The following is a 17,369-nucleotide window of genomic DNA, read 5'->3' as shown; positions in this document are numbered from 1 at the left end:
TTGCATCGAGGGTTTCAGTCGCCCAGAAGCTGGCGGTCGTCGCCGTCGCGCGTCGCGACGAGATGGCGCTTGATCCGCCTAAGCGTCGCGGTCGCCTGCGGCTGGCGGCGGTAGGCCACAAGGCTGGCCAGGATGTCGACGAGCGCGAGATAGGCGAGGCGCGTCGACGTCGGGCGGTAGATGTTGTCGCCCTCCGGCAGGCTCACCGGAACCGTGATCTCGGCGGCCTCGGCAACCGGGCTCGCGCCCTGCGTCAGCGCGATCGTCGTGGCGCGGTTGTCGCGCGCGAGACGAAGCGCCCGCACGATCTCGCCGTTGCGTCCGGAGAGGGAGGAGGCGATCACCACGTCGCCCGGCGCAAGCGCCGCCGCCATCATCCCCTGCATCGCGTGGTCCGCGCTGGATGTCACGCGAAGGCCGAGGCGGAACAAACGGTTCTGGATCTCCAGCGCGATCAGCGACGAGTTTCCGCCCGAGCCGAAGGCGTAGATCATCTCGGCGCGCGCCAGGCGGTCCGCCGCCGCCTCCACGGCGGCGAGGTCCAGCGACCGGTGAAACAGGAACAGCGCGTCCTGCGCCTTTTCCACGATCTCCTTGGCGACGTCGGCGGTCGCCCGGCTCTGGGGCTCGGGCTTCAGGTAGCGCAGGCCGACATAGGCGGTGCGCGCCAGCTGGACCTTGAAGTCGGAGAAGCTTTCGCAGCCGAGTCGACGGCAGAAGCGCGTGACGGTCGGCGGCGAGACGTCGGCCCGGCCCGCGAGCTCGATGATCGAGGCGTTCACCGCGAACTCGAAGTCGTCGAGAAGAAGGTCGGCGATGCGGGTCTCGGCGGGCGACAGGCGCGGACGCTCGTCCTGCAGCGCCGAGAAGATGTCCACGGCCCCGCCCCTACCGCGCCCTGTAGGCCACGCAGTCGATCTCGACCTTGCAGTCCACCATCATGGACGACTGCACGCAGGCCCGCGCCGGCGGATGGTCGCCGAAATACGTGGCATAGACGCCGTTGAAGCTCCAGAAGTCGCGCGGATCGTCGAGCCAGACGCCGACGCGCACCACGTCCTCCAGCCCGTAGCCGGCCTCGGCGAGGATGGCGACGAGGTTGTCCATGGTCTTCCTGGTCTGCTCGACGATGCCGCCCGGCACGATCTCGCCGTTCTCCATCGCGACCTGGCCCGAGACGTAGAGCCAGCCGTCGGCCTCCACCGCGCGGGCGAAGGGCAGCGGCTTGCCGCCCGCGCCAGTCTCGCCCACCCCGTACCGCTTGAGCGCCATTCCCGACCCCATGCAAATTATTTTCGCATCTCGTTGACAGCCGACCACGATCAACGGAATTTTGCCAGAGGAAACGACCGTTCTGAAAATTTTTTAAGTGTTCCGTTGATGCGCGACCCCTTCAGCAACCCCTTCGATCCGGCCGATGCGGACCGACGCGCGATCTGGCACATGCTGGTCGAAAGCGACATCGACGCCTTTTTGGCCGGCGACTGGGAGGCGGTGGCGGACGACTTCGCACCGGCGGAATTTTCTGCCATCGACGCGCGCCGGCTTCCCGATCCGGGCGAATGGCGGCTCGCCTTCGCGACCCTCGACGACTATCGCCGCGAGTGGCTGCGTCAGGCGCAAGGCTTCTCGCGCCTGCGTTTCGCCGAGGACCCGCGCACGGCGATCTTCCGCACGACACGGCTGGAGGAGATCCAGATCGAGGGCGACCGGGCGCTGGCCCGCAAGCGGTTCGACGGCGGCATCCGTCTCGCGGACGGCTCGTTCGACGCCATGAACTGGCAGACGCTCTACCAGTGCCGCCGGATCGACGCCCGCTGGCGCATCACCGGCTTCGTCGGCTACCTGCCCCATCCCATGCCCGGGGCCTGAGGCCCCGCCGACGGAGGGCACGGTCCCATGCGCATCTTCACCGCCGCGCTCGCCACGGAAACCAACACGTTCTCGCCGATCTGCGTCGATCGTCGCGCCTTCGAGGCGTCGCTCTACGCCCCACCCGGCCGTCACCCCGAAACGCCGACGCTCTGCACCGCCGTCGTCACGGTGGGCCGCGAGGAGGCGGGCCGGCGCGGCTGGACGTTGATCGAGGGAACGGCGGCCTGGGCGGACCCGGCCGGCCTCCTGAACCGCCAAGCCTACGAGTCGCTGCGCGACGAGATCCTCGACCAGCTGCGCGCCGCCCTGCCGGTGGACGCCGTGCTCCTCGGCCTGCACGGCGCGATGGTGGCGGACGGCTACGAGGACGCGGAAGGAGACCTCCTGTCGCGCGTCCGCGAGATCGTCGGGCCGGGCGTCCTCGTCGGCGCGACGCTCGATCCGCACAGCCACCTGACGCGGCGGCGCGTCGGGGCGTGCGACCTTCTCGTCGCCTTCAAGGAGTTTCCCCACACGGACTTCGTGGACGCCGCGCGCGATCTCTGGCGTCTGGCGGTGGACGCGCTGGACCGGCGCACGCGGCCCGTCATGTCCGTCTTCGACTGCCGGATGATCGACGTCTACCCGACCTCGCGCCAGCCGATGCGCGGCATCGTCGACGAGATCCGCCGTCTGGAGCGGGACGACGCGTCGGTCCTCTCGGTCTCCATCATCCACGGCTTCACGGCGGGCGACGTGCCGGAGATGGGCACGAGGGTTCTGGTCGTCACCGACGACGCGCCGGCGCATGGCGAGGCGCTGGCGCGGCGGATCGGGCTCGAGCTCTTCCGCCATCGGGGAACGTTCATGGTGCCGCAGATGGGCCCCGAGGAAGTGGTGCGGCGCGCGATCGAGGCGGGGCGCGGACCCGTCGTGATCGCCGACGTCTGGGACAATCCGGGCGGGGGCACGGCGGGCGACGCGACCGTGATCCTCGCCGAGCTCCTGCGCCAGGGCGCGAAGGGCGCGGCGCTCGGCACGATCTGGGACCCGGTCGCGGTGTCGATCTGCATGGCGGCCGGCGAAGGCGCGACCATTCCGCTGCGCTTCGGCGCGAAGTCGGCGCCCGGCACCGGCGAGCCGATCGACGCGCGGGTCGAGGTCGTGCGGCTCGTGCGCGATGCGCAGATGCGCTTTGGCGAAAGCTTCGCCCCCTTCGGCGACGCCGCCCGCATCCGGCTGCCGGACGGGACCGACGTCATCCTCAACACGGTCCGTGCGCAAGGCTTCGACCCAAGCCTCTTCAGCGCGCTCGGCATCGATCCCAGGGCCAAGCGCATCCTCGCGATCAAGTCGACCAACCACTTCCACGCCGCCTTCGCGCCGATCGCCGCCGAGATCCTCTACTGCTCGGCCGGAACGCCCTATCCCAACGATCCCGCCCGCACCCCCTACACCCGCGCCCCGCGTGACATCTGGCCGATGGTGGCCGATCCTCACGCCGGATCGGAGACCGCCGCATGAACACGATCGAAGCCGACTTCCTTCCCGCCGTCGGCACGCCGATCGAAGCGGTGTCGACGCCGCGTGCGGTGATCGACGAAGCGCGGGTCGAGCGCAACATCCGGCGCGTGCAGGACTACATGGACGCGCACGGCCTGCGCTTCCGGCCCCACATCAAGACGCACAAGATCCCCGCGCTCGCACGGCGGCAGCTGGCGGCGGGCGCCGTCGGCATCACCTGCCAGAAGGTGAGCGAGGCGGAGGCCTTCGCGAGCGAGGGCGCCGAGGACATCCTCATCACCTTCAACATTCTCGGCCCCGGCAAGCACAAGCCGCTGCACCGGCTCAACGAGCGGGTCGCGCGTCTCTCGGTCGTGGCGGACAGCGGCGCGACCGTGGAGGCACTGGGCGCGGCCTTCCGGGACGCCTTGAAGCCGCTGATGGTTCTCGTGGAATGCGACACCGGCGGCGGGCGCTGCGGCGTGCAGACGCCCGAGGAAGCGCTCGACCTCGCCCGGCGCATCGCCGCCGAGCCGGGGCTTCGCTTCGGCGGCATCATGACCTTTCCCGGTGCGGGAGCGCACGAGCGCGTCGACCGTTTCTTCCTCGACGCGAAGGCGAGGCTGGAGGCGGCGGGTCTTCCCTGCCCCGTTCTCAGCAGCGGCGGCACGCCCGGCGTCTTCGAGGCCCATCTCGTTGCGAGCGCGACCGAACACCGGGCGGGCACCTACATCTACAACGACCGCTCGATGGTGCGAGCCGGCGCCTGCGGGTGGGACGACTGCGCGATGCATGTGCTGGCGACCGTCGTCTCGCGCCCGACGCGCACGCGCGCCGTGATCGACGCGGGATCGAAGGCCCTGACGTCGGATCTCCTCGGCTTCGCGGACTACGGCCATGTCGAGACCTGGCCGGGCGCGCGCATCGCCTCGCTTTCCGAGGAGCACGGCGTCCTGGATCTGTCGAACGTCGAGGGCGACGGCCCGGCGATCGGCGACGTCCTGCGCATCGTGCCCAACCATACCTGCGTGGTCTCGAACCTCTTCGACCACGTGGTCTTCCACCGCGACGGGCGCGTCACCGAGATCGTGCCGGTCGCCGCGCGCGGCCTCGTCTGGTAGGGGCGCGGCTTCAGGCCGTCGCGAAGAGCTTCGGGTCGATCTCGGTCAGCTCGACCCGCCGCTCGAAGGCCTGGCCGGAGGCGTCGAAGAGGTGACAATCCACCGCGCGGATGCCGGCGCGCATCGGCTGGCCGACCTTGACGGCCGCCGCGCCCGGCAGCATGGCGCAGAAGTTCTCCTCGCCCCCGCCGAGCGAGGCGTAGGCGACGGTCTGGGCGCCGAGGCGCTCGATCACGCTCGGCACGAGGTCGAGCGACAGGTCGCCCTCGCCGGTTCCCACGTCCTCGGGCCGGACGCCCAGCGTCATCGCCTGACCTTCCGTGGCCGCCCGTGGCTGGACGGGTACCACGAGGCGCTGCCCCCGGTACTCGACCTCGACGCCCCCCTCGCCCACGCCCCGGCAGGTGACGGGAATCGTGTTCATGCGCGGATTGCCGATGAAGCCCGCGACGAACAGGTTGGCGGGCTTGTGGTAGAGCTCCAGCGGCGCGCCGATCTGCGAGATCTCGCCCGCGTTCAGCACCACGATCCGGTCGGCCATGGTCATGGCCTCGATCTGGTCGTGGGTGACGTAGATCATGGTCGCGCGCAGCTGGCGGTGGAGCTTGGCGAGCTCGATACGCATGTCGCCGCGCAGGGCCGCGTCGAGGTTCGACAGGGGCTCGTCGAACAGGAAGATCTTGGGCTCGCGCACGATGGCGCGGCCGATGGCGACGCGCTGGCGCTGGCCGCCCGACAGGGCGCCGGGGCGCTGCTGGAGGCGCTGGTCGAGATGGAGGATGCGCGCGGCGTTGTTCACGCGATCGCGGATCTTCTCCTCCGCCATGCCCTCGACGCGCAGGGGAAAGGCGATGTTCTCGAACACGGTCATGTGCGGGTAGAGGGCGTAGCTCTGGAACACCATCGCGATGCCGCGGCGCACGGGCGGCAGGTCGTTGACGCGTTTGCCGTCGATCAGGAGATCGCCGCTGGAGATCTCCTCGAGCCCCGCGATCATGCGCAGCAGCGTCGATTTTCCGCAGCCCGACGGCCCGACGAAGACCACGAACTCGCCGTCGCGCACTTCGAGGCGCACGCCCTTGATGACCTCGAAGGTCTCGAAGGACTTGCGGACGTCGACGAGGTTGAGCTGACCCAAGGGCATGTCTCCGGTGGAACGCGAGGGCGGGGTCGGCGACCGGACGGACGCCGACCCCGCGGGTTACGGGAGGCGAGCGCCTACTTGAAGCGCTCGATCTCGGCGGATGCGGTCTTGATCGCGGCCTCAGGCGTCGCCTGGCCGGTGACCACCGACTGCACCATCGTGATCATGGCGTTCTGGAAGCCCTTGTAGTCGGTGAACAGGGGCTCGGGACCGCCCGACTTGATGCCGTCGATGAAGGGCTTCCACTCCGGATGCTCGGAGACGAACTTGTCGACGTTGGCCGAGGGGCGCAGCGGCACGAGGCCGTCGTCGCCGGTGAGCTCGTACTCCTCCTGCACGGCGGGCGCGGTGATGTACTTGGCGAACTCGATCGCCTTCTCCTCGACGCCCGAGCCGTTGAAGACCGCAAGACTGTCGGTGATCAGGAGCGTGCCCGGGCCCTTGGCCTCGGGACCGAGCGGCAGGTTGGCGACGCCCCAGTCGATCTTCGTGCCCTTGAGGCGCGGGATGGCGCCGGTCGAGTTGTGGATCATGCCGATCTGCCCGTCGAGGAAGATCGCGCGGACCTCGTTCTGCTCGTAGGCGGTCGGGCCCTCCTCGGAATAGGGCGTAATGTCCTTGACCGCCTGGAGGGCGGCGAGGACCTCGGGGCTGTCGAGCGTGACGTTGCCCTCGGCATCCACGATGCGGCCGTTATTGGTGTAAACCCAGTGCAGGAACTGGTGCATCGTGTTGTCGAAGGTCTTGGCGACCAGGCCGAAGCCGGCCTTGCCGGTCTTCTCCTTGATGGTCTTGGCCATCTGGACCTCTTCGGCCCAGGTCGTGGGCGGCTTCTCCGGGTCGAGACCGGCCTGCTTGAAGAGGTCCTTGTTCCAGAACAGGGCCTTGGTCGAGAAGGCGATGGGAACGCCCCACTGCTTGTCCTCGAAGGTGATCGTGTCGACGATGTTGGGGTAGTAGCTCGCCTTCTCGGCGTCGGTCATCGGGATCGGGACGATCAGGTCGTTCTGCGCGAACTCCTTGAGCGTGCGCGAGCCGACATAGGCAAGGCCGACCGGCGTGCCGGCGGCGGCCAGCGTCGTCGCCTTGTCCTGGCACTGCTCCCAGCCCACGACCTCGGTCTTCACCTGGTCGTCGGCATGAGCCTTGTTCCACTCGTCGATCACGCGCGCGTGGACCGGGCCGACCTTGTCGCCGCAGTAGATGAAGCTGATGTCGGCGGCGCTGGCCATGGCGGGCAGCGCGGTCGTGCCGAGGAGCGCCAGGGCGCCGGCGGCCAGAAGGGAAAGAGGCGTTCTCATCGGGGCTCCCGTTGTGGTTGTTGTCGGTGTCACGACTTCACCGCGCCGGCGGTCAGACCCGCCACGAGGTAGCGCTGCATGAAGAAGATCAGGACCATGGCCGGGGCGATGCCCACGAAGCTGGCGGCCATGAGCTCGTTCCAGATGACCTCCTGCTTGCCGAAATAGGCGAAGAGGCCGACCGGAAGCGGCATGTACTCGGTGCGCGAGTTGAAGGTCAGCGCGTAGATGAACTGTTGGGCGTAGGCGCCGATGAAGGTGGTGATGGCGACCACCGTGATGCCCGGCATGGCGATGGGGAGAACGACGCGCCGCAGCGTGTAGAGATAGCCCGCCCCGTCCATGTAGGCCGCCTCGTGCAGCTCGCGCGGGATGCGCAGCATGTAGGTGCGCAGGAGCCAGATCGCCGAGGGGATCAGGAAGGCGACGCCCGGCACGATCATCGCGAGATAGGTGTTGAGGACGCCCATGGAGCGCATCAGGCGGAACAGCGGGATGATCAGCACCGCGCCCGAGAACATGTTGACCGCCAGGAACGCGCCCAGCGTGACCCCAGCGCCCTTGAACTCGAAGCGCGCGAACGAGTAGGCGGCCGGCACGACCAGGATCAGCACCACCGCCGTCACGCTGAACGAGATCAGGAACGAGTTGAAGATGTACCAGCCGAAGCCCGGCACGCTCGTCCACATGGTGCGGTAGGCGTCGAGCGATCCGTTCTCGGGCCAGAAGGAATAGGGGGTGGAGAACAGAAGCGACAGAGGCTTCAGCGACACCAGGAACCCTTCCACGAAGGGCGCGAGCACGAAGGTGAGGAAGACCGCGATGCCGCAATAGATCAGCACCACCTCCCACCAGCGGTAGCGCGAGATCATGGCCGAGCGCGTCGTCATCGCACCATCCCCTTCGACAGGCGGCTCGTGACGCGGAAGTAGAGCAGCGAGAAGACCGACAGGAACAGGCAGATCAGGACCGCGCGCGCCGCCCCCTCGCCGTAGCGCTTCGAGCCGATCGCGGTGTTGTAGGTGTCGATGATCATGGTCGTCGTCTGACCGCTCGGGCCGCCGCGCGTCAGGATCCAGATGATGTCGAAGGAGTTGAAGGTCGCGATCAGGGACAGCATCGACATGGTGATGATGGCCGGCACGATCAGCGGCAGCGTGATGCGGCGGAAACGGTAGAAGCGCCCCGCCCCGTCGGTCCAGGCGGCCTCGTAGAGGTCCTGCGGGATCGCCTGCATGGCGGCGAGCATGTAGAGGGTGACGAGGGGAACGCCGATCCAGACGTCGGTGATCACGGTCGCCCAGAAGGCGGTGCCGCCGTTGGCGAGGAAGGCCACCGGGCCGTCCACGAAGCCGAAGCGCTGCAGGAGGCCCGAGATCATCCCGAACTGGCCGTTGTACATCCACCCCCACATGAAGATGCCGATGGCCATGGGCACGATCCAAGGCGGCATGGTGAGGACGCGGAACAGCGCGCGGCCCGGCACGGCGGCATTCAGGAGCGTCGCGCCGAAGATGCCGATCACCATCTTCAGCGAGACCGAGAAGAAGGTCCAGATGAAGGTGCGCCCGATGACCTCGGCGAAGGTGGGCGTGAAGATGCGCTCGTAGTTCGCCCAGCCGACCCAGTCCGAGGTGCGCTTCAGCGAGGCGTCGGTGAAGCTCAGGATCACCGTCTCGACCAGGGGATAGGCGACGATGGCGGTGACGTAGAGGAGCGCCGGCAGAAGCAGGGCCCAGGCGAACAGGACAGCGGTGCGCTGTGCGGTCAAGCGGTTCCCTTCCCTTTACGCCGCGCGGGCCATGCGCGCCTCGTCGAAACGGTCCCACACCGGCCTGAGGTCGACGACGCTGCGCCGGGTGCGCGCCTCGTCCATCGCGAGCGCCAGGATGCCGGCCTCCAGCGCGTCGCGCGTCGATACCGGGAGCGGGTGGCCGTGCCGCACGTGGGCGATGATGTCGGCGGCCATCTGCTCGTCGGCGCCGTAGTGCTGCGAGAGCTCGGTCTCGTTGGCGTAGCTCTTCTCGACGATGCGCCGGTTGCCCATCCCCTCGTGGACGTGGAGGAAGCCGCGCACGAAGTCCCCTTCCGCCATGCCGCGCGAACCCATCACGCAGAAGCGGCGAAACTGGTCGGGCACGTTGAGGTTGGTGTGGAAGTTCATGCCGACGCCGTTGGCGTACTCGATGATGGCGACCTGGTAGTCGATGATGTCGCCGTCGCTGTCGAAGACCTTGTCGGAGCCGAGCCAGCCGCTCGGCTTGCGGTGGAAGAGCTCGAGATCGTTGATGCCGCGCCGCGCCGGATCGTTGGCGGGAACGAAGCTCTTGCGCCCGCCGAAGCTCGCCACGCGCTCGGGCCGCGCGCCGACCACGCCGTTGTAGAGGTCGAGGTCGTGGCAGCATTTCTCCAGCATGAAGGAGCCGCTGTAGCGCTCGTAGCGCCGCCAGTCCCGCATGAAGAAGGCGCCGTGGTAGGGTTCGATATGCTCGGACGCCTCGATCGACACGACGTCGCCGATCGCGCCCTCGGCTTGCGCGGCGCGCAGGTCGCGGTAGAGCGGCGAGTAGCGCAGGACGAGGCCGATCATCAGCCGGTCCTCGCCATGCTTCGCCATGAGGCGGGCGAGCTCGTAGCTTTCGTCCAGCGAGATCACCACCGGCTTTTCGCAGAAGACCGTGAGCCCGGCCTCGAGCCCTTCCCGGATATGGTCGAGATGGAGGTGGTTGGGCGAGCCGATCATGAGAAGGTCGAGCGGGCCGCTCGCGATCAGCTCCGCCACGGTCTCGTAGCGGCGACCGGCGGAGATGCCCTTGGCCTCGAGGCCGGGCAGCCCGGCGGGCTCGGGATCCACATAGCCCGCGATCTCGATGTCGCCGTCGATCGCGGTGAAGACATGACCGAGATAGCCGAGGCGGAAACCCAACCCTACAATGCCGACGCGCATTCCGATGTCCGATTCCGCCTGCTGCCGTAATTCATTTTCGCACGTTGGTGCAGCAACAGGAAAACGTCAATACGGCGCGCCTTCGTCAGGCAGGCGATGAAATTCCTTTTCAGATCGCATGAGATTTCGCCACGGTCGAGCGTTGCCACAATATTGTGCAATGCAACGACACGTTGGCCGCCAGTCCGGAATGTCTCCCGTCTCGGGGGATGCCATGCCGTTGCCGCGGCCTAGCCTTAGCTCGGATCGCAACAGGGAAACAGCTCGCCATGGACATCATCCGCAACGGAACGCGCCCCTCCGCACCAGGCCCGGCCGACTGGTTCACCGGCACGGTCCGCGTCGATCCCCTGTTCCAGCCGAACGACGCCCGACGCGCGGCGGCGGCTACCGTCACCTTCGAGCCCGGCGCGCGCACCGCCTGGCACACGCACCCGCTCGGCCAGACCCTGATCGTGACGGCGGGCCTCGGCCTCGTCCAGCGCGAGAACGGGCCTGTCGAGACGATCGGCCCCGGCGACGTCGTCTGGTTCGAGCCGGGCGAGCGCCACTGGCACGGCGCCTCGCCCACGGTCGCCATGACCCATATCGCCATCCAGGAAAACCTGAACGGCAAGGTCGTGGACTGGATGGAGAAGGTGAGCGACGAGGAATACGGCGGGGGCCGAGCCTGAGAGCCGGGAACGGCGGTTGACGACCCGGCCGAAGTCCCGCCAATCCTCCGGGGCGGCTGGAGGAGGCGAGCGATGGCGGATGACGTGAGGGCCGTGGCGGACGAGGCGGCGCGGCCCGGGCCGACGGTTCGGATCGAAGCCGAGCTGGAGCCGTGCCTCACCTACGCCTCGTTCCAGAACGCGGTGCCGGTCCTGCGCCGCCTCCGGCTCCTGGTGGAGGACGGGGCGAGCCGCTCCGCGCTGCAGCTTCGTCTTCGCTCCGAGCCGCCCTTCCTGCGCGAGAAGCTCTGGCGGATCGACCGGCTGGGGCCGGACGGCCTCGATCTGGCGGACCGCCGCGTCGATCTCGACGCCGCCCATCTTGCCGGGCTCGACGAGGCCGAGCGCGGCGAGGCCTGCTTCGAGCTCCTCTCGGACGACGCGGTGCTCGCCGAGTTCCGCCATCCCGTGCGGCTTCTGGCCCGCGACGAATGGGGCGGCGCGAGCGACATGGCGCAGCTCCTGCCCGCCTTCGCGATGCCGAACGACCCGGCGGTCGCGCGGCTCCTGCGCGCGGCGGCCGAGCGCCTCGGCGAGCACGGCCACTCCACCGCGCTCGACGGCTATCAAAGCGCAGATCCGGCCCGCAGCTACATGCTGGCGGCAGCCCTCTACGCGGCCGTGGCGGATCTCGGCCTCCACTACGCCGAGCCGCCGAAGAGTTTCGAGACCGCAGGCCAGAAGGTGCGCCGTCCGAGCGCCGTCCTCGGCGAGGGCCTTGCGACGTGCCTCGATACGGCGCTGCTTCTGGCTGCCGGGCTGGAGGCGACGGGCCTCAACGCCGTTCTCGTGCTGACGGAAGGCCATGCGCTGACCGGCGTTTGGCTCACGCCGCAGACCCTGCCGCGCGCGGTGGAAAGCGATGCCGCCGAAATCCGCAAGGCGGTGGCCGCGCGCGAGCTGGCGCTGTTCGAGACCACGGGGCTCACGCAGCGACCGCCGCTCGGCTTCGAGGCGGCGCGCCGCGAGGCCGCGCGTCAGGTCGAGGAGGGCGCATCGCGCCGCTTCACGGCGGCCGTGGACATCTCGCGCGCCCGCGCTGCGGGCATCATGCCGCTCGCCTCGCACGAGCCCCGCCCCGAGGCGGACGCGAGCGACGGGGCGCTTGCGACCGGCGCGCTCCCCCTGCCCCCGGTGCCCGACGCCTCGCAGCTTCCCGTTATGCCCGCCGCCGAGCCCAAGCCCACCACGCCCGCCGGCCGGATCGACCGCTGGCAGCGCCGACTGCTCGACCTGTCGCTGCGCAACCGCCTCCTGAACTTCACGCCCTCCGCCTCGACCGTGCCGTTCCTCTGCCCGGACGCGGCCTACCTGGAGGACCGGCTGGCGGGCGGGCACGGGCTGCGCATCGTCTCGATCCCCGCCGAGAACCCGGTCGGCCGGCGCGACGAGACCTTGTTTCGCGAGACGCGCGGCGAGGACCTCGGCCAGCTCTTCGCCCGCGAGGCGCTGGCGCGCGACGAGCTCGCCTCGCCGCTCGACGGCGCGGCGCTGGAGGCGCGGCTCACCGCCCTCTACCGGCAGGCGCGCAACGATCTCGCCGAGGGCGGCACGAACACGCTGTTCGTCGCGGTCGGCTTCCTGCGGTGGAAGAAACAGCCCGGGGACGAGCGCACCTATCGCGCACCGCTTCTCCTCCTGCCCGCGCGGCTCGAGCGCCGCAGCGCAAGCGCGCCCTTCCGCCTCGTGCATCACGAGGACGAGGTGCGCTTCAACGCGACGCTGCTCCAGTTTCTGGAGCGGGATTTCCGCCTCGCCGTGCCGAGCCTCTCCGGCGAGCTGCCGACCGACGACAAGGGCATCGATGTCGGCGCGGTCCTCGACCGGATGCGCCGGGCGGTGCGCGAGGTGCCGGGCTTCGAGGTGGTGGACGAGACGGCGCTCGGAACCTTCTCCTTCGCCAAGTACCTCATGTGGAAGGACCTGACGGAGCGCACCGAGGCGCTGCGCCAGAACCGGGTCGTGCGCCACCTCCTCGATACGCCGGACCAGCCCTTCGCCGATACGGTCGCCTTCCGGGAGCCGCGCGAGGTGGACCGCGCCTTCGAGCCCGCCGCGATCGTGACGCCGCTGCCGGCCGACTCCTCGCAGGTCGTCGCGAGCCTCGCCGCCGCCGAAGGCAAGGACTTCGTGATCGTCGGACCGCCCGGCACCGGCAAGAGCCAGACCATCGCCAACATGATCGCCCATTGCCTGGCGAACCGGCGCACCGTCCTCTTCGTGGCCGAGAAGACCGCCGCCCTCGACGTCGTCTATCGCCGCCTCTGCCAGGTCGGCCTCGGCGACCATTGCCTGGAGCTTCACTCCTCCAAGGCCGACCGTCGCCACTTCCTCAAGCAGTTGCGAAGCGCCTGGGAGAACGGCGGCGCGGCGGGCGGCGAGGACTGGATCGCCGTCAACGAGCGACTGCGCGTCAAGCGCGACGAGCTGAACCGCTACGCCGACGCGCTCCACGCGCCGGCCGGCAACGGCCTCACGCCCTACCGCGCGATGGGCCTGACCCTGCGCGAGAGCGCACGCCCCGCGCCCGCGCTGCGCTGGCCCTCGCCGGAAGCTCACGATGCGGCGGCGCTCGCCGAGCTGGAAGAGATGGCCACCGCGCTCGGCCGCACGTTCGCGGCGGTGGACGCGCGGCCGGAACTGCGGCTCGTGCAGCGCGAAAGCTGGAGTCTGGCCTGGCAGCAGGAGCTGCTGGCGGCCGGCGAGGCGCTGCGTGAGGCGCTGGACACGTTGGGCAAGGCGGCACAGGATCTTTTGCGCACGCTCGGCCTTTCGCCGGGTGAGCTGGATTTCCAGCGGATCGATCGCCTCGCGGCGCTGGCCGGCGCCGCCCAGGCCATGGCACCGCGCGGTGCCGCGCTCGTCGTCGACCCGAACCTTTCGGCCCTGCGCGACGCCGTTGATCCGCTGACGGCCGCGATCGCCAGCTTCGCGGCGGACGAGGCCCGCCTTTCCACGCGCTACGAGCGCGGCGAACTTGCGCGCGTCCCCGTGGACGATCTCGACCGCCGCTGGCGCGAGGCGAAGGCGAGCGTCTGGCCGCTCTCCTTCTTCCGCAAGCGCAGCGCGGCGAAGCTCCTCGGTACCTATAGCGCCACCGGCACGGCCGATCCCGAGATCGATCTGCCGCGCCTTGGCCGGATGCAGGCGAGCCTTGCCGCCATCGCGCAGAGCCCGCTCGCGGCCTTGACGCCGGACTTCGCCGGGCTCGACACGGACGCGGAGGCGCTGCGCGCCCGGCTCAGCGCCGCCCACGGATTGCGCGATGCCCTCTCGCATCTCGACCCGGCGGGCGAGATCGCCCAGCGCCTGCCAACGCTTCTGGGCGAAGCCTCTCCGCTGCGCACCCATGCGGCCGCCCTTCCCGCCGCCCGCGACCGTTTCCAGGACGCAGAGCGGCATTTCACCGCCCTCTCGGATGGCCCCCGCCCCTCCGCTGAACCGGGCGCGACCCCGCGCTCTGTGGACGAGGCGCTGCGGGCGGTCGAGGCGAGCCGAGGGCGACTGCGCGACTGGTCGTCCTGGTGCGCCGTGCGCCGGCGGGCGCTGGCGCACGGGCTTCTGCCGCTGGTCGAGGCGATCGAGGGCGGCGCGGTCGCGCCGGACGAGGCGCTCGGCGCTTTCCGCCTCGGCTACGCTCGCTGGTGGCTGCCGCTCGCGATCGACGCCGACGCGACGCTTCGCGACTTCCGGCGCTTCAGCCACGAGCACGCGATCGAGGACTTCCGCACGCTCGACGAACTCGCCCGCAAGGCGGCCACATCCCGCGTCCATGCCGCGATCCGGCATGATCTGCCGGGAACGGCGGCCGTGCCGCGCAAGTCGGAGCTCGGCCTCCTGCGCCATCAGATGGAGCTGAAGCGGCCGAGCCGATCGATCCGCGAGATGATCGCCGCCATGCCGGACAGCTTCCCGCAGCTGGCGCCCTGCCTTCTCATGTCACCGCTCTCGATCGCGCAGTTCTTGCCGCCCACCCAGGCGCCCTTCGACGTCGTGATCTTCGACGAGGCCTCGCAGATCACAACCTGGGACGCGGTGGGCGCCATCGCCCGCGCGCGCCAGACCGTGATCGTCGGCGACCCGAAGCAGCTGCCGCCCACCAACTTCTTCGGCCGCAACGAGGCCGAGGACGACGAGACCGCCGACCACGAGCGCGACCTCGAAAGCATCCTCGACGAGGCGCGCGCCTCGGGCCTGCCGGTGCATCACCTGCGCTGGCACTACCGCTCGCGCCACGAGTCCCTGATCGCCTTCTCGAACCACCATTACTACGAGAACCGGCTGATCACCTTCCCCTCGCCGGTGACGGAGGATCGCGCGGTCTCGCTCCGCCACCTGCCGGACGCCTTCTACGACCGGGGCAAGAGCCGCACGAACCGCGACGAGGCTCGGGCGATCGCGGCGCATCTGGCCGAGCGGCTGCGGGACGCGCTGACGGTGCCGGAAGAGAAGCGCCCGACCTTCGGCGTCATCACCTTCAACGCGCAGCAGCAGGCGCTGATCCAGGACCTTCTCGACGACGAGCGTCGGGCCGACCCGGAGATCGAATGGTTCTTCGCCGACGAGCGACTGGAGCCGGTCTTCGTGAAGAACCTCGAGAACGTGCAGGGCGACGAGCGCGACGTCATCCTCTTCTCGATCACGTTCGGGCGCGATGCGGCCGGCAAGCTCGCGATGGATTTCGGCGCGCTGAACCGCGACGGCGGCGAGCGGCGCCTCAACGTCGCGGTGACGCGCGCTCGCGCCGAGCTCCAAGTCTTCTCCGCCTTCAAGGCCGATCAGATCGACCTCGCCCGCACGAAATCGGCGGGCGTGCGCGACCTCAAGACCTTCCTCGACTACGCGGACCGGGGTGCAGCCGCGCTCCCGTCGGCCGACGCGGGATCGCAGGGTGCGCCCGACTCGCCCTTCGAGGAGGCCGTCATGGAGGCCTTGCGCGATCTTGGATGGCGCTGCGTGCCGCAGGTCGGCGTGTCGGGCTTCCGGGTCGACATCGGCATTCCCCATCCGGACCGGCCGGGCGCCTACCTGGCTGGCGTCGAGTGCGACGGGGCGACCTACCATCGCTCGGCCACCGCGCGCGACCGCGACAAGGTCCGCGAGGATGTCCTGCGCGGGCTCGGCTGGAACATCCTGCGCGTCTGGTCGACCGACTGGTGGTTCGACCCAGAAGGCGCGCTGAAGCGACTGCAGGCCGGTCTCGAAGCCCTGCTGGCAGCCGACCGCGAGACGCGAACGCGTGAGGAGGCAGCGCCCCCGATCGCCGATCAGACGTAACGCTCGATCAGCCGTCGCACGTCGACCCGCGCGCGAAGCCGCGCGGCCAGAAGGTAGGTTCCGGCGAACTTGCGCTGAAGGAACAGCGCGTCGACCGGCGGAAGGCGCCACTCGCTGCGCTCGTTCGCCATCGCCATCCCCTCGTCGCGCAGCGAGCGCGCCAGGGTCTGGTCGCCGAAGTCGAAGGGTCCCTCACGCCGCAAGGGCTCGGTCGCGAGCGCGAAGAGGCGCAGGATCTCGTGGCGCTTTTCAGCGGGGATACGCTCGTCGAGAAGTCCGAGCTCGGCGAGCGACGCCTCGGTCGCCGCCCGGCTCCCGGCCAGGGCGGCGCGCGCCAGCCCGCGGCAGGCCTCGGCCAGTTCCGCGGGAAAGGCGCGCGTCGCGCCGAAATCGAGCAGCACGATCCGCCCGCTCGCCGGGTCGAACCGGTAGTTGGCAAGGTTCGGATCGGTCTGCATGAGCTGGAACTCGAAGAGCTCGCGCAGCGCCAGCGCGATCAAGCGTTCGGCGGCACGGTCGCGCTCCCGCTGCGGCGCCGCCTCCAGCGTCTCGATCGGCACGCTGTGGAGATACGTCATCGCCAGCACGTCGCGGCGCGTCAGATCGCGCTCGACGCTCGGCAGAAGGTAGGCCGGATCCTCGCCGAGGAGCGCGCGGAACCGGTCGAGGCAATCCGCCTCGCGCTCGTAGTCCGCCTCCTCGTGCAGCTGCCGCTTGGCCTGGCCGAGCAGGGGCGCGATGTCGAGATGTCCGGGCAGGATGCGCGACACGCGCAGAAGCGTCGCGACGTTGTCGACGTCGCTGTCGATCGAGCGCCTGACGCCCGGATACTGGATCTTGATCGCAAACAGCCGGCCGTCGCGCGTCAGCGCCCGGTGGACCTGTCCGATCGAGGCGGCGGCGACGGGGCGGAACGGAAAGTCCTCGAACCCGGCCTCCCAGCCCTTCCCCCAGGCGCGGTCCAGGACGCTCTGCACCTGCGCGCGCGGCATCGGCTCGGCCTCGGCGCGCAGCCGCGCCATGATCGCGGACAGCTCGGGCGGCAGGAGATCGCCCGCGTCCATCGACAGGAGCTGGCCCATCTTCATGGCCGCGCCGCGAAGCTGGGCGAGCTGGTCGGTGACGCGCGCGACGTTGCCGGGCGTCAGGACGAGGTCCTCCCAGCGCGGCCGCTCGCCGGACGCGAGGCGCCGCGCGCCGTCGAGAAGCACCCCGCCCGCCAGACCGCCGGCCATGCCCCCGAGGCGCGCTAGGCGCGACAGGCGGCGGCTCGGAACGGGCGATCCAGCGGAAAACGGCGGCTGGCGGGACATGGATCCGGACCTCGGGGGACGGCGGAAGGAAGGTCCGCCCGCAGCTAAGACGCCGGCTGCCGCGGGCAACCTTTGCGGCGGGGACGGATCGTCTCAGCAGCACGCGCCCGGTCGTTGGGCGGCCCGTTACTTAGAACAATTCAAAAACACTTTTTATTGATGAGTATTTGGGAAAGGTTTATATCGGGCGCGTCCG

General features: G+C 69.7%; 13 protein-coding genes. 5 read left to right on the top strand and 8 right to left on the bottom strand.

The features are described from left to right. Nucleotides 1-14: 14 nt before the first annotated feature. Nucleotides 15-878, bottom strand: a complete 864-nt coding sequence (locus AUL35_RS03305; protein ID WP_062011970.1) for a MurR/RpiR family transcriptional regulator — start codon at nucleotides 876-878, stop codon at nucleotides 15-17. 10 nt (nucleotides 879-888) lie between these two features. Then, nucleotides 889-1,272, bottom strand: coding sequence for a RidA family protein (locus AUL35_RS03300; RefSeq protein ID WP_062011968.1), 384 nt, complete (start codon nucleotides 1,270-1,272; stop codon nucleotides 889-891). Nucleotides 1,273-1,380: 108 nt separating this feature from the next. Here AUL35_RS03300 and AUL35_RS03295 point away from each other — a divergent pair, with 108 nt between their 5' ends. Genes AUL35_RS03295 through AUL35_RS03285 form a run of 3 tightly spaced genes read left to right on the top strand, consistent with a single transcriptional unit; the run spans nucleotide 1,381 to nucleotide 4,478 of the window. Further along, nucleotides 1,381-1,872 carry a hypothetical protein gene (locus AUL35_RS03295; RefSeq protein ID WP_062011965.1) on the top strand — a complete coding sequence of 164 codons (492 nt, stop codon included), beginning with the start codon at nucleotides 1,381-1,383 and terminating at the stop codon, nucleotides 1,870-1,872. Between the two features lie 27 nt (nucleotides 1,873-1,899). After that, on the top strand, nucleotides 1,900-3,378 hold the full coding sequence (locus AUL35_RS03290; protein WP_062011962.1) for a M81 family metallopeptidase: 1,479 nt from the start codon (nucleotides 1,900-1,902) through the stop codon (nucleotides 3,376-3,378). Next, a complete protein-coding gene (locus AUL35_RS03285) occupies nucleotides 3,375-4,478 on the top strand; it encodes a D-TA family PLP-dependent enzyme (RefSeq protein ID WP_062011960.1) in 1,104 nt (367 codons plus the stop codon). Before AUL35_RS03290 ends, AUL35_RS03285 begins: the two co-directional genes overlap by 4 nt. A 10-nt stretch (nucleotides 4,479-4,488) precedes the next feature. Here the strand turns inward: AUL35_RS03285 and AUL35_RS03280 are convergent, their stop codons facing one another. From AUL35_RS03280 to AUL35_RS03260, 5 genes are all read right to left on the bottom strand, one after another. Further along, the gene (locus AUL35_RS03280; protein ID WP_062011958.1) at nucleotides 4,489-5,616 is read right to left on the bottom strand and encodes an ABC transporter ATP-binding protein; all 1,128 of its coding nucleotides are present in this window, start codon (nucleotides 5,614-5,616) and stop codon (nucleotides 4,489-4,491) included. A gap of 80 nt (nucleotides 5,617-5,696) precedes the next feature. Continuing rightward, nucleotides 5,697-6,923, bottom strand: coding sequence for an ABC transporter substrate-binding protein (locus AUL35_RS03275; protein WP_062011956.1), 1,227 nt, complete (start codon nucleotides 6,921-6,923; stop codon nucleotides 5,697-5,699). A 29-nt stretch (nucleotides 6,924-6,952) separates the two neighbouring features. Further along, entirely contained in the window at nucleotides 6,953-7,813 is an 861-nt protein-coding gene (locus AUL35_RS03270) for a carbohydrate ABC transporter permease (protein ID WP_062011955.1), read from the bottom strand. Continuing rightward, nucleotides 7,810-8,694, bottom strand: coding sequence for a carbohydrate ABC transporter permease (locus tag AUL35_RS03265; RefSeq protein ID WP_062011954.1), 885 nt, complete (start codon nucleotides 8,692-8,694; stop codon nucleotides 7,810-7,812). Before AUL35_RS03265 ends, AUL35_RS03270 begins: the two co-directional genes overlap by 4 nt. Nucleotides 8,695-8,709: 15 nt before the next feature. Continuing rightward, a complete protein-coding gene (locus AUL35_RS03260) occupies nucleotides 8,710-9,870 on the bottom strand; it encodes a Gfo/Idh/MocA family protein (protein WP_062011953.1) in 1,161 nt (386 codons plus the stop codon). Nucleotides 9,871-10,139: 269 nt separating this feature from the next. Here AUL35_RS03260 and AUL35_RS03255 point away from each other — a divergent pair, with 269 nt between their 5' ends. Both AUL35_RS03255 and AUL35_RS03250 read left to right on the top strand, forming a co-directional pair. Further along, nucleotides 10,140-10,544 (top strand): cupin domain-containing protein, encoded by a 405-nt coding sequence (locus tag AUL35_RS03255; RefSeq protein WP_062011952.1) that lies wholly within the window; start codon nucleotides 10,140-10,142, stop codon nucleotides 10,542-10,544. A 72-nt stretch (nucleotides 10,545-10,616) separates the two neighbouring features. Continuing rightward, nucleotides 10,617-15,860, top strand: a complete 5,244-nt coding sequence (locus AUL35_RS03250) for a DUF4011 domain-containing protein (protein ID WP_062011950.1) — start codon at nucleotides 10,617-10,619, stop codon at nucleotides 15,858-15,860. Here AUL35_RS03250 and AUL35_RS03245 read toward each other — a convergent pair. Further along, complete coding sequence (locus AUL35_RS03245; protein ID WP_062011949.1) at nucleotides 15,851-17,173, bottom strand: AarF/ABC1/UbiB kinase family protein; 1,323 nt, start codon at nucleotides 17,171-17,173, stop codon at nucleotides 15,851-15,853. The genes AUL35_RS03250 and AUL35_RS03245 overlap by 10 nt on opposite strands. Nucleotides 17,174-17,369 lie beyond the last annotated feature (196 nt).

It is taken from the genome of Aureimonas sp. AU4, assembly GCF_001463765.1.
In the GTDB taxonomy this organism is placed as follows: domain Bacteria; phylum Pseudomonadota; class Alphaproteobacteria; order Rhizobiales; family Rhizobiaceae; genus Aureimonas.
Note: the sequence above shows the minus strand (reverse complement) of the source record. Positions and strands in the feature narration are given on the sequence as shown.